The 13,398-nt window shown below is 46.3% G+C and carries 11 protein-coding genes; all 11 read left to right on the forward strand.

Annotation, left to right across the window (positions count from 1 at the left end):
- Positions 1 to 158 precede the first annotated feature (158 nt).
- The 11 genes from DESRU_RS09435 (at position 159) to codY (ending at position 13,260) form a co-directional block, all read left to right on the forward strand.
- Complete coding sequence (locus tag DESRU_RS09435) at positions 159 to 1,895, forward strand: SulP family inorganic anion transporter (protein WP_013841883.1); 1,737 nt, start codon at positions 159 to 161, stop codon at positions 1,893 to 1,895.
- A 578-nt stretch (positions 1,896 to 2,473) separates the two neighbouring features.
- The gene (locus tag DESRU_RS09440) at positions 2,474 to 2,755 is read left to right on the forward strand and encodes a hypothetical protein (protein WP_013841884.1); all 282 of its coding nucleotides are present in this window, start codon (positions 2,474 to 2,476) and stop codon (positions 2,753 to 2,755) included.
- 394 nt (positions 2,756 to 3,149) lie between these two features.
- Positions 3,150 to 3,527 (forward strand): Na-translocating system protein MpsC family protein, encoded by a 378-nt coding sequence (locus DESRU_RS09445; protein WP_013841885.1) that lies wholly within the window; start codon positions 3,150 to 3,152, stop codon positions 3,525 to 3,527.
- Between the two features lie 118 nt (positions 3,528 to 3,645).
- Entirely contained in the window at positions 3,646 to 4,560 is a 915-nt protein-coding gene (gene ligD, locus DESRU_RS09450) for a non-homologous end-joining DNA ligase (RefSeq protein WP_013841886.1), read from the forward strand.
- Between the two features lie 77 nt (positions 4,561 to 4,637).
- Positions 4,638 to 5,738 (forward strand): DNA-processing protein DprA, encoded by a 1,101-nt coding sequence (gene dprA / locus DESRU_RS09455; protein WP_041275706.1) that lies wholly within the window; start codon positions 4,638 to 4,640, stop codon positions 5,736 to 5,738.
- A 130-nt stretch (positions 5,739 to 5,868) separates the two neighbouring features.
- Positions 5,869 to 8,055: a type I DNA topoisomerase gene (topA, locus tag DESRU_RS09460; RefSeq protein ID WP_013841888.1), complete on the forward strand. Its 2,187-nt coding sequence runs from the start codon at positions 5,869 to 5,871 to the stop codon at positions 8,053 to 8,055.
- A gap of 93 nt (positions 8,056 to 8,148) precedes the next feature.
- A complete protein-coding gene (gene trmFO, locus DESRU_RS09465) occupies positions 8,149 to 9,480 on the forward strand; it encodes a methylenetetrahydrofolate--tRNA-(uracil(54)-C(5))-methyltransferase (FADH(2)-oxidizing) TrmFO (RefSeq protein ID WP_013841889.1) in 1,332 nt (443 codons plus the stop codon).
- Between the two features lie 70 nt (positions 9,481 to 9,550).
- A complete protein-coding gene (gene xerC, locus DESRU_RS09470; RefSeq protein ID WP_013841890.1) occupies positions 9,551 to 10,447 on the forward strand; it encodes a tyrosine recombinase XerC in 897 nt (298 codons plus the stop codon).
- 27 nt (positions 10,448 to 10,474) lie between these two features.
- Positions 10,475 to 11,005: an ATP-dependent protease subunit HslV gene (gene hslV, locus DESRU_RS09475; protein ID WP_013841891.1), complete on the forward strand. Its 531-nt coding sequence runs from the start codon at positions 10,475 to 10,477 to the stop codon at positions 11,003 to 11,005.
- Positions 11,006 to 11,054: 49 nt separating this feature from the next.
- Positions 11,055 to 12,455: an ATP-dependent protease ATPase subunit HslU gene (hslU, locus tag DESRU_RS09480; protein ID WP_013841892.1), complete on the forward strand. Its 1,401-nt coding sequence runs from the start codon at positions 11,055 to 11,057 to the stop codon at positions 12,453 to 12,455.
- Positions 12,456 to 12,474: 19 nt separating this feature from the next.
- Positions 12,475 to 13,260: a GTP-sensing pleiotropic transcriptional regulator CodY gene (codY, locus tag DESRU_RS09485; RefSeq protein WP_013841893.1), complete on the forward strand. Its 786-nt coding sequence runs from the start codon at positions 12,475 to 12,477 to the stop codon at positions 13,258 to 13,260.
- Positions 13,261 to 13,398 lie beyond the last annotated feature (138 nt).

Here is a 13,398-nt window from a genome sequence, read left to right on the forward strand (position 1 = left end):
TCTTGAGAGACTATGAGCAGCTAGTCATTCTATTAACGAAAGAAAAAGTGCCTTGTTTTTTTAAAGATATAAATGCAAACTTTCACAATCCATTCCTAAACAGCAACAGGATTACAGCACCTTGTGGGTTACAAAAATTCGGTTTGGGGGCTAAATTTATGAATATCCTTAAATTTATACCTATTTTGGACACCTTGCGTCATTATAACAAAAGTGACTTTAAGTTTGATCTTACCGCCGCTTTAACCGTTGCGGTGGTGGCCCTGCCGCAAACCATGGCTTACGCCATGATTGCAGGAGTTCACCCGGCTTACGGGTTGTATTCGGGGATTGTGCTGACCATCCTGGCGTCCTCCTTTGGCAGTTCCAACCAGCTTGCCACCGGTCCCACCAACGCCATCTGTTTGTTAATTGCCGCTTACATGGTTCCTTTTGTGGGTCAGGACAACTTCTTTGCCAATTTGTTTTTACTGACCTTTATGGTGGGGGCAATTCAATTTGCCATGGGCGTATTTAGGCTGGGTTCCCTTGTGAATTATGTATCTCACGCAGTGATTGTGGGTTTTACAGCCGGAGCCGGTATCATCATTGCCATGGGACAGCTCAATAATTTGCTGGGCGTTAAACTTCCCGGCGGCCACCTTTCCAGCATTGATAAAGTGGTCATTTGTTTTCAGAGTCTGGACAAAATGAATTATACCGCCTTTGGTATAGGCCTCTTTACCATCGCAGTGATTATTTTATGCAAAAAGATTAGCAAAAATATTCCCGGGGCCTTGTTGGGAGTTGTTTTTTCGGTTATTTTAGTGGTAGCTCTTGATTTGGAAAAATATGGGGTGAAAATTGTAGGTGAAATACCCAAGGCCATCCCTCCCCTGAGCATGCCGAACTTTAGCCTCTCGGCGGTATCGGACTTATCTGCCGGGGCGCTGGTGATCGCCATTATCGGTCTGGTGGAGGCTGTTTCCATATCCAAGGCCATTGCTTCCCAGACCCAGCAAAAAATTAATCCCAATCAGGAGTTTATTGGTCAGGGTATAGCCAACATGGGCGGCTCCTTTTTTAGCTGTATCGCGGGCTCCGGTTCCTTTACCCGCTCCGCCATTACCTTTCAGAACGGCGGCAGAACCAGACTGACCGGAGTCCTGGTTGGATTCATTATCCTGATCGTATTATTCTTCTTTGCGCCCTATGCCAAGTATATTCCCAATGCCAGCCTGGCCGGCGTGATCATGGTGGTTGCCTATTCCATGATTGATAAGAAGGCCATGGTTAAGGTGCTGAAGACCAACCGAAATGACGCGGTTGTTTTATTGGTCACCATGCTTACCACCATCTTTGCCCCGGAACTGGAGTACGCCATCTATGCCGGCGTGGCCCTCTCCCTGCTGTTATACTTAAAGGACTCCGGGGTGGCCAGTGTTCGAACCCTGGCTCCTATACAAGCCAGTGATGGAAGATTTGTGGAGCGGGAAATTAATGGAGAGAAAAATACAGCGGAAGCCCAATCCATCTCGATTATCCAGTTGGAAGGAAATCTTTATTTTGGATCTGCCTCAGACCTGGAGAAAAAGCTGAGTGAGGCGTACAATGATTCCAAAGTATATCTTATTCGCTTCAAAGGAGGGGCGATCATCGATATTACCGCCCTGGAAGTGATCGAATCCTTTATCAACCGGGCCATGGGCGATGGGAGAAGAATCATCCTTTCAGGAGTTACCCCCAAGCTTCATAAAATGCTGGATAAGATGCATATTATTCATCATGTTGGTGAAGAAAACATTTTCATGGAGGACGACGAGGTCTTTGCATCCTCCGGTAAAGCCCTGGATGAAGCCAGCTCTTTTGTGAGAAAGATCAGTTATAATGTTCAGGAGAAAGCCGTTCAGATATAAAAATTAAATATAATAGAACGTACTAATTAAGTCAAGTTCAGATTTTTTTTTACAGGTTTTATTAAAAAAATGAAAAAGTATTTTATAAAGCAGCTCCATGGGGGCTGCTTTTTTATACGATTATTCAAAAATATAAGCTGTAGGGATGAAATTTCGCCAGGGGAACAGCCAAAATTTTCTCAGGCAAAGGGATAAAAAGATTTTTTAGAGTAGTGTATAATTGGCAGATAAAGCATGTGACTGAAAGAAAAATAGAGATAAGTCCCAAAAATTGCTTCTTATGGCGTTGTACAAAATATTTATTAAAAGTTATCTTAAGAAAAAATAAAAGTACCTTCTTTTTAAAGACTTGTGAATTATTTCTGTTATGGCGGACAGGGTGCGAAGCGATGGCTTGGCATTGGGTAGGCCAGCATTTTTTACGGATGTTTCATCCGTTTCCTAATGCTGGTTTTTTTGTTTTACTAAATTTATATTCTTTAAGGTAGTATAAGTACAACCGGAATTGGTCTGAATCAAAGGTAGCTTAAGTGAATGATGATGTTATTTATTTGGTAATTTTGAGAGGGGGAAAAGGAATGGTCGGAGGAGCGAAGTGTGGAAAATGCGTGTATAAAGAACAGTGTGATATTCGCCATCATCTTAATGAAATTATAAAAACAGCCATTGAAAAAGCGGAAAGTTATGTTAAAGAGTTAGCCCCCAGGGAAATTGATTATATGATTGTTACCGATATCTCGGTTATCCCTACCCGGTGTGAAAGATTCCGCTGTATTGAGGAAAGTCCGGAAAAAGACCTGGGCCGTAATGAGGAAAGCTTATTTATTCTGGGCCGCAGGCTGGCTCCCACAGCAATATAAGATTTACGTAAAGAGAGTGTGCAAAGCTCTTTTTAATAGCGCCCAAGAACAGGCAGATAACACAAACAATCAATGGAACACGAATTTAACGGATTATACGGATTTGCGCGGATTTGAAATAAAGATTAAAAGATCCGCGTGAATCCGTGAAATCCGTATAATCCGTGTTCTATTATTTTTATTTTTGGCTGCAGTAAAAAGAATATCAAAACGGTGGAAACGAGAGCAGTAAAACCATTATGAAAGAATAAGTGCAAAAAATCACTAAATCAACTTAAAATGACCCTGTACATTAATTTTTTGTTTTATTACATTAGTACCACAATGACAGAGAGATTTGTCAACAGATACGGCTTTGGTTTGTCACAAAAAGTGTAAAGGGGGCTGTTTGAAGATGCAGTCCGTTATGGAGAAAAAGATTTGCGATGAATTTATAAAGTTTCAAAAAAATCTGGTTGGCCGGGGGCCCGAATGCACCAGAGTCATGATTTGTCGGGATATGGTCATCATCCGGTCTTCCGGGGTTTTGACCAAGGAAGAGAAACATGTTTGTGGAACCCCCAAGGGCAGATCCCTGGTAAAGCAGTTGCGCTTGGAACTGCGGGATACGTATATTAATCAAATTGAATCCCTGATCAAGAGCATTACCTTTTGTAAAGTTAACAGCAGCCACGGAGATATTTCCATTCGCACCGGGGAACACATTGAAGTTTTTATCCTGGACCAAGATCTGGAAAAGCGGCTGCAAACCGGCGGAATGAGTCAGCGGTAAAAGATTGATTGCGGAAAATAATGAAGAAATATCAATAAATCATGCCCGGTTTGAATAAACCGGGCTATTCTATTGCCTGCTGGGGAAGATTATAGTAAAAAAACAGGGAGGCAGTGGAATGGCCGCAAAAGGTTCCACCGAGGTTTCCATTAACGGAAGAGTGCTTAAGCTTACCAATCTGGATAAACAATTGTGGCCCGAGGGGTTGACCAAAGCGCATCTGGTAAAGTATTATACGGACATTGCGCCATACCTGTTGCCCCTAATTAAGGATCGTCCTCTGGTGATGAAAAGATATCCCCACGGCATCGAAGGGGAATATTTTTATCAAAAAGAATGTCCGGAATATGCGCCCGAATGGATCCACAAGGAAAAAATTTCCCATTCGGGGAAAGATGTCCGATACGTTATTTGCAATGACCTGCCGACATTGATCTGGCTGATCAACCAAGGGTGCATTGAGATTCATGGCTGGCTGTCCAAAAGAGGAGCCATTGAATATCCGGATGTGGCTGTCATTGATTTGGACCCTGGCAAGGATGTTTCTTTCCAGGGGGTTATGGAAGTGGCCCTGGTGGTTAAAAAAACCCTGGATCAGCTCGGTTTAAAAGGTTTTCCCAAAACCTCCGGCGCCAGCGGCATTCATGTTTTTATTCCCTTAGAACCAGGATATACTTTCCGGGAGGCAACCAAGGCCATGGGCTGGGTCGCCAAGCTGGTAACCGGAGCCTTTCCTGAAAAGGCCACCATTGAGAGGGTACTGACCAAAAGGAGACCGGATAAGGTTTATGTGGATTATTTACAAAATACCCGGGGCAAAACCATGGCCTGGACCTACAGTCTGCGGCCGCTGCCGGGCGCACCGGTTTCCACACCGTTGTTATGGGAGGAAATTGAAAAATTTTCAATTCATCCCGCCCAATTTACCATGGACTCCATTTTTCACCGTATAAAAATCTTTGGCGACATTGCTGCTGCCATGAATTTGCAGAGGCAAACCTTGGATTCTATAAGGCCAATGGTCTCATTTTAAGGTTTTTTTTATCGGTTGGAAGGAAAAACCAAATGACATCCCGAAAGTGGAAGGAATGTTTCCATCGGGGTGATTTTTTGAACAATCGCCAATTCTATATTTGCTGGCAATTATTACTGCCGGGCTATGGCCGGCGAATTTGGGAAATCATCGACTTTTTTGGCTCTCCCCGGCAAGCCTGGGAAGCTTCCGAAAAAGATTTATCCCAAATATCCTTTTTGGGCTCCCAAGGAGCCCAAAGGCTGATCAGACAAAGAGAAAATATAAATTATGAGCATATCATACAGCATTGTGAAAATATTGGCTGCAGCATCGTAACCATGGTGGATGAAAGTTATCCCCCGTTGCTAAAAGCCATTTATGATCCACCGCCGGCCCTGTTTGTCCGGGGCCGGCTTCCCCGGGAAAAGGCAGCCGTTGCCGTGGTGGGTTCCCGGCGGCCAACGCCCTATGGTCTGGCTGCTTCCGAAGCCATGGCCGGAGAACTGGCCATGGCCGGTTTGGTCATTGTCAGCGGCATGGCCAGAGGAATTGACAGTGCCGCTCACCGGGGAGCTCTTAAAGTGAAGGGAGATACGGTAGCCGTATTGGGTTGCGGTCCGGATATTGTATATCCCAGGGAAAATGGCTGTTTAATGAAGCAAATCATTGATCAGGGTGCGGTGGTCACCGAGTTTCCACCGGGAAGCCCTCCGGTGGGGTGGCATTTTCCCAGCCGCAACCGGATTATCAGCGGCTTAAGTGCCGCGGTGCTGGTGGTTGAGGCGGCGGAAAAAAGCGGCGCGTTGATTACCGCAGACCTGGCCTTGGAACAGGGAAGAGAGGTTTTGGCCATACCCGGGAATATTACCAGTTTGCAAAGTTCCGGCACCAATACATTAATTAAGGAAGGTGCCCGCTTGGTTGCCGGTCCGCTGGATGTTTTAGAGCCTTTGGGATTAGGGGAGCTTTTCATTCATCCCCAACCGCAAGATCCTCCTTTGGCTCCTGAGGAGAAAAAGGTGTATACTTGTCTTTCCTATCTGCCGCAATCCCTGGAAGAAATTGTTGCAGAAAGCCATTTAAAACCTCAAGAGGCTGCCGCAGCTCTAACCTTGCTGGAGGTAAAAGGGCTTATCCGGATTGTACAGGGTAAAATGTACGTCCGGGCCGGGCAACCCGGTTTGCCGATGTTCTAAAATAAAGTCTTTTGGGATACATTTTTAAAAAGATATCGGAAGGCAATACTAACGTTATTAACCGAGTCTAGTCGTAATAAGAAAGGTTATGCTATTCATAACAAAGGTTTCATAAAATGAGGTGTACCAATTGAGTAAAACATTAGTTATTGTTGAATCTCCCGCCAAGGCGAAAAGCATTGGTAAATATTTAGGAAGAAATTTTACAGTTAAAGCTTCTATGGGGCATGTGCGGGATTTGCCGAAAAGCCAATTTGGTGTCGATATAGACCAGGAATTCTCACCCAAATATATTACTATCCGGGGAAAGGGAGATATTATCAAAGAACTGCGTTCGGCAGTGAAAAAATCCGATCGAATTTTACTGGCTTCTGACCCGGATCGTGAAGGAGAAGCCATTGCCTGGCATTTAACCAAACTTTTGGATATTGATGAGCAAAGTCCCTGCCGCATTGAATTTAACGAAATTACTAAAAATGCCATTCAGCAGGCAGTGAAAAATCCCCGGCCCATCGATCAGGATCGGGTGAATGCTCAACAGGCCCGAAGAATTTTAGACCGCCTGGTGGGTTACAATTTAAGTCCTCTGCTCTGGCGGAAAGTAAAAAAAGGACTGTCCGCCGGCAGGGTGCAGTCGGTGGCCGTGCGCTTGATCTGCGACCGGGAAGACGAAATACAGGCTTTTATACCGGAAGAATACTGGACCCTGATGGGCAAATTTGTAAAGTCAGGGAAGTCTCCCTTTGAAGCGAAGCTACACAAATATAAAAACAAAAAGATAGAAATTCCCAACCAGGAAATGATGGATAAAATTCTGGGGGATTTAAAGGGTGCTTCCTATCAGGTAGCCACGGTCAGCAAAAAGGAAAAACAGAGAAATCCGGCAGCGCCCTTTACCACCAGTTCCTTGCAGCAGGAAGCTTCCAGAAAACTAAACTTTACCTCCCGTAAGACCATGGTGGTTGCTCAGCAGCTTTACGAAGGTTTGGATTTAGGCAAAGAAGGACCGGCGGGTTTGGTAACCTATATCCGTACGGATTCCACCCGGGTTTCCGAAACAGCGTCGGAAGAAGCCAAGAAATTTATTTTGGATCGCTTTGGCCCGGCTTATGTTCCCAAACAGCCCAGGCAAACGGTGGCCAAGGGCAAGGTTCAAGATGCCCACGAGGCCATTCGTCCAACTTCCATTGAAAGAGATCCGGAAAATATAAAGCAATACTTAACCAATGACCAGTATAAATTATATAAATTGATCTGGTCCAGATTTCTGGCCAGTCAGATGGCATCGGCGGTGATGGACACCACCAGCCTGGATATTGCCGCTGGTGATTATGTGTTCCGGGCTACGGGCTCGGTGATTAAATTCCCCGGTTTTATGCAGGTGTATATTGAGGGGAACGATGACGGCAGCAAAGAAGAGGAAAGACTCTTGCCGGAACTGTCGGAAGGAGATAAGGTAGAGGCTAAAAACCTGACACCCAAACAGCATTTTACTCAACCGCCTCCGCGCTATACCGATGCAACCCTGGTAAAAATTCTGGAGGAAAAGGGCATTGGACGTCCCAGTACTTATGCTCCCATTGTTGACACCATTCAGAAACGGGGTTATGTGGTCCGGGAAAATAAACAATTTTATCCCACGGAGCTTGGCATCGTGGTGATTGATTTGTTAAAGAATTATTTTCCGGACATTATCAATATCGAATTTACCGCGGAAATGGAAGAAAAGCTGGATAAGGTGGCGGAAGGCGACGAGCGATGGGTGGGGATTTTAAAGGATTTTTACCAACCCTTTCAAGAAACCTTGGAAAATGCCGATGAAAAGATTGGCAAGGTACAAGTAGCCGATGAAGTTACCGATGAAAAATGTGAGTTATGCGGTCGCAACATGGTGATTAAGCTGGGGCGCTATGGCAAATTTCTTGCTTGCCCGGGCTTTCCGGATTGTCGCAATACCAAACCCCTGCTGGAACCCACCGGGGTGGGATGTCCCAAATGTTCCGGTGAAATGGTACTGCGCCGCAGTAAAAAAGGCCGCAAGTTCTATGGCTGCAGCCGCTATCCGGAGTGTGATTTTGTTACCTGGGATGTGCCCACTCAGGAAAAATGTCCCCAGTGCGGCGGAATGATGGTGGAGAAAAACAGCCGCGGCAAGGAAAAGCGCACAGAGTGCATCAATGAAAAATGTCCCGGCAAAGAATATAAAGCCTCAGAGCAGACCAAGAAAGAAGCTGGGGCAGTTTCCGGCAAGACTGCTGCCAAGGCCGGGAAAAAGACGCCCCAGCGAAACCGCAAAAAAGCAAATCCATCCGGTTAATATAAAAAAACCATGCCGCCCGGTTAAAGGGACAGGGGCGGCATGGCTGCATAATAAGGTAAGTTCTATTCGCGTACAGGAGGCATGGAACGGATGACAGAAGACAAGGTTACCGTGATCGGAGCGGGATTGGCAGGTTCGGAAGCTGCCTGGCAACTGGCCCGGAGGGGGATCAGGGTGGACCTTTATGAAATGAGACCCCACACCTTTACGCCTGCCCATCATACCCCTCTTTTTTCCGAGTTGGTGTGCAGTAATTCCCTAAGAGCCGCAGCAGTTGAAAACGCCGTAGGATTACTGAAGGAAGAAATGCGGCAACTGGGCTCTTTAATTATGTCCAGGGCAGACGCCCACCAAGTGCCTGCCGGAGGAGCCCTGGCGGTGGACCGCTTAGGTTTTTCCGCTGCTGTCACAGAGGCTTTGGAGCAGCATCCTTTGGTCCATATTTACCGTGAGGAAATAACGAAAATACCGGAGCGGGGAATGGTCATCATTGCCACCGGCCCCCTTACTTCCCCGGCGCTCTCTGAAGAAATCGCCCGATTGACGGGAGATCGTCATCTTTATTTTTATGACGCCGCCGCGCCCATTGTGGCGCTGGAATCCTTGGACATGACCAAGGTTTTCAGGGCCTCCCGCTACGGCAAAGGGGAGGAGGCCTATCTAAATTGCCCCATGAACCGTGAAGAATACGATGTTTTTTATGATGCCCTGATTCAGGCCGAAAGGGCTCCGCAAAAAGAATTTGAAAAACAAATTCATTTCGAGGGCTGCATGCCGGTAGAGGTCCTTGCTTCCCGGGGAAAGGAGACCCTGCTTTACGGTCCTTTAAAACCGGTTGGACTGACGGATCCCCGTACTGGAAAACGCCCCCATGGGGTTGTGCAGTTGCGCCAGGATAATGCGGAAGGGACCCTTTATAATCTGGTAGGATTTCAGACAAACCTTAAATGGGGGGAACAAAAAAGGGTATTCAGCCTGATTCCCGGGCTGGAAGAGGCGGAATTTGTGCGTTTTGGCGTGATGCACCGGAATACCTATATTAATTCTCCGGTTTTATTAAAACCAACGCTGCAGTTTAAGCAACAGGAAAATCTGTTTTTTGCCGGACAGATGACCGGGGTGGAAGGATATGTAGAGTCTGCGGCCTCCGGTCTGGTGGCCGGAATCAATGCCGCCAGACTGTTAAAGGGAGAAGAATTGCTGGAATGGCCAAGGGAAACAGCCCATGGTTCCCTGCTTCATTATATTACTTCCACACCCACGGGAAATTTTCAACCCATGAATGTAACCTTCGGATTGTTTCCGGAACTGCCGGTCAAAATTAAAGGCAAAAGAGAAAGAGGAAAAGCCCATGCCCAGCGTGCTTTGCAAAAGCTGGCAGACTGGGTAAATAAAGAGAAAATTGAAATTGTCAAAAGGTAGTTGCAATTTCAATCTTTAGTATGCTATATTTTGTTTAATGTCATATTTCGACATTGGATGTGTTCGCTGCATGTATGTTTTAGTGGATGATTTTATTCATTTTTTAAAAGTACAAAAGAATTTTTCCAATTTAACCGTAGAAGCTTATCAAAAAGACCTGTTTGAAGGAATTGATTTCTTCGCCAAGGCTTTGAACTGTTCCGACGAATCCCTGGAACCGAAAGAAATCAATACCCGTTTGATGCGGGGGTTTTTGTCCCACCTACAGAAAAAAGGACTGAGCCGGGCCACCATTGCCAGAAAGTTGGCTGCCTGGCGCTCTTTTTTCCGGTTCTTGTTTCGGGAAAACCGGGTTAAGGGCAATCCCATGGTCCGGATGACCAATCCCAAGCAGGAGAAAAGACTGCCCCAATTCCTTTATCAGGAAGAGGCCCGGGTATTGATTGAATCACCGGACAGCTCGCTCCTGGGAATCCGGGACAGGGCCCTGCTGGAACTGCTTTATGCCACAGGAATCCGGGTTTCTGAGCTGGTATCAATGGATTTGGCCCAATTGGACCTCCACCGGGGTTATGTCCTGGTCAGCGGCAAAGGATCCAAGGAAAGAATGGTGCCTCTTCATGACCGGGCCGTTCAAGCCATAGAAAAATATTTGCATACCAGCCGACCGAAATTGGCTGCCATGAATTGTTCAGCGGTTTTTGTGAATTATAAAGGAAACAGAATCAGTGACCGGGCTGTTCGTAAAATACTGGTAAAATACTGTCGGCAGGTTCATTTTAAAAAAGAGATCGGTCCCCATGTCATCCGCCATTCCTTTGCTACCCACCTGCTGGATAACGGGGCGGATTTACGAAGTGTGCAGGAACTATTGGGGCATGTATCCCTGTCAACAACCCAGATTTACACCCATGTTACCAGGCAGAAGCTTAAGAAAATATACCGCTTGGCTCATCCCAGGGCCTGAGCGATATAAAAAGAGGAAGGGATTTGTATGTTTCACGCAACCACCATTGTTGCTGTTAAAAGAGGAAACCAGGTTGCTTTAGCCGGAGACGGACAGGTGACCTTTGGCCAAAACACCATTATGAAACATTCAGCCCGAAAGGTCAGGCGTCTGCATCAGGATAAAGTGATTGCAGGATTTGCCGGATCGGTGGCGGATGCCTTTACTTTATTTGAGAAGTTTGAAGGAAAACTGGAAGAATATCACGGCAACTTAATGAGAGCGACGGTTGAACTGGCTAAGATTTGGCGTACCGATAAATATCTAAGGGCCTTGGAAGCCATGTTAATTGTGGCAGACTCAGAACATCTGCTGGTTTTATCGGGAAACGGTGAAGTGATTGAGCCGGATGAGGGGGTAACGGCCATTGGTTCAGGCGGTCCTTACGCTCTGGCCGCGGCCAGAGCTCTGGTAAAACACACCCAGATGTCGCCCGGTGAAGTTGTCAGAGAAGCCTTAACCATTGCTGCGGATATCTGTGTTTACACCAATCACAACATTGTTGTTGAAGAAATATAGAGGTTAACCGTTTTGAATTCGTAAACCGAATTCGGAAGGAGTGAGTTGTTTGGAAGCCCTTACGCCCCGGGAGATCGTGGTAGAGCTGGATAAGTATATTGTGGGTCAAAAGCAGGCCAAGAAAGCGGTGGCGGTTGCTTTAAGGAATCGTTACCGCAGAAGTAAACTGCCGGAAGAATTAATGGATGAAGTGGTTCCCAAAAATATTTTAATGATTGGACCCACCGGTGTTGGGAAAACGGAAATAGCCCGGCGTCTGGCCAAATTGGTCAAAGCACCCTTTGTCAAAGTGGAGGCCACGAAATTTACCGAAGTAGGTTATGTGGGACGGGACGTTGAGTCCATGGTCCGGGACCTTGTAGAAACTGCCATTCGCATGCTTAAGCAGGAAAAAATGGAAAAAGTGGAAGAAAGGGCCCGGAAGATGGCCAATGAGCGTATTGTGGAAATGCTGGCACCTCTTCCAAACCGGTCGACTCAAAGCCGTAATCCGCTGGAAATGCTGTTTGGCGGTGTCCAGGAAAATCAGCCGGATAATCAGAACCTGGATCAGCAAAACAGCCGGATTAAATTTGAGCGGGAGACCCTGCGGGAGAAGCTGGCGCAGGGAAAACTGGAGGACGAGGTGCTGGAAATTGAGGTGGAGGACAGCAGTATGCCCATGCTGGAGGTATTTAACAATACCGGGGCGGAAGAAATGGGCTTACAGATGCAGGATGTCCTCGGCAGCATCTTTCCCAAGAAAAAACGAAAACGAAAAGTAAGCGTCAGTGAGGCCCGCAAGATTCTGATCAATCAGGAAGCGCAAAAATTAATTGATATGGATGAGCTGACCTCCGAGGCGGTAAAACGGGCTGAAAATCACGGGATTATCTTTTTAGACGAAATTGATAAAATTGCCGTCCAGGAGGGAAGTTCCGGCGGAGCGGATGTCTCCCGGGGAGGCGTACAGCGGGATATTCTGCCCATCGTGGAAGGTTCCACCATTATGACCAAGTATGGTCCGGTGAAAACCGATCATATCCTTTTTATTGCAGCCGGCGCCTTTCATATTACAAAGCCTTCGGATTTAATTCCGGAACTGCAGGGGCGCTTTCCCATCCGGGTGGAATTGGAAAGTCTCAGCCGGGAGGATTTTCAACAGATTCTGGTAGAACCCCAAAATTCTTTAATAAAACAATACACAGAGTTGTTAAAGACCGAAGGGGTTATAATTGAATTTTCAAAAAATTCACTTGTGGAAATTGCAGAGATCGCTTATACTGTTAATGAACAAAATGAAAACATTGGCGCCAGAAGGCTTCATACCATACTGGAAAAACTCTTGGAGGACATCTCCTTTGAAGCCCCGGAATTAAAAGAACAGTCACTCACAATTGATAGTGATTATGTTCGTGACAAATTAAAGAATGTTGTAGCAAATCGAGACCTCAGTCGTTATATCTTATAAAATTAAGGAGAGTGACAAAGTGTCGAATTTACTTGATAGAACCAGATCCATTAATAAACTGTTGCAAAAATCGGCAGGTTACCCGGTGGATTTTGGTGAAATCGCCGAAGTATTGTCCCAGAATATTGTTGCCAACTGCTATATTATTGACCGCCGGGGCCGGGCTCTGGGTTACCGGTTCATGCCCCAGTTTGCCTGCGATATCATGAAGGACATCGTCGAGGGTTCAAAACGTTTCCCAGAGGAATATAATGATAGCCTGCTGGATATCAATGAAACCCATGCTAATTTTTGCCAAACAGTGAATGCTTGTGTTTTCTTTAATGAAGAAGAATGCAAAGGAACCAACAAGGTAACCACGGTGGTTCCCATCGTGGGTGCAGGTTCGCGTCTGGGCACCTTGGTTTTGGCTAAATTTAACCAGGATTTTACTGATGAAGACCTGGTTTTGGCCGAATATGGTGCCACAGTGGTGGCTATGGAAATTCTCCGCTCCCGGGCCGGGCGCATGGAGGAAGAAGCCCGTAAAAAGGCTGCCGTCCAGATTGCCCTGGGAACCCTTTCTTATTCCGAACTGGATGCTGTTCAGCATATTTTTGAGCAGTTGGAAGGGGATGAGGGCGTTTTAGTGGCCAGCAAGATCGCCGATCGTGTGGGCATTACCCGTTCCGTGATCGTGAACGCCCTGCGCAAATTTGAAAGCGCCGGTGTTATTGAGTCTAAATCCTTGGGCATGAAGGGAACCTACATCCGTGTGTTAAATGATCGCCTGCTGGAGGAACTGCAAAGACTGAAACATAATTAACAACGCATTGGAAAGTCCACGGCCTTAAGGCCGGGGACTTCTTTACTTTCGACCCTGCATTTTATAGGAAAAATATTTTATTAATTTGTATAGAAATCCCTTCTTTGGTTAGGACTTGCGCCCCGGGAGGGAATGTGC

Source organism: Desulforamulus ruminis DSM 2154 (assembly GCF_000215085.1).
Lineage (GTDB): Bacteria > Bacillota > Desulfotomaculia > Desulfotomaculales > Desulfotomaculaceae > Desulfotomaculum > Desulfotomaculum ruminis.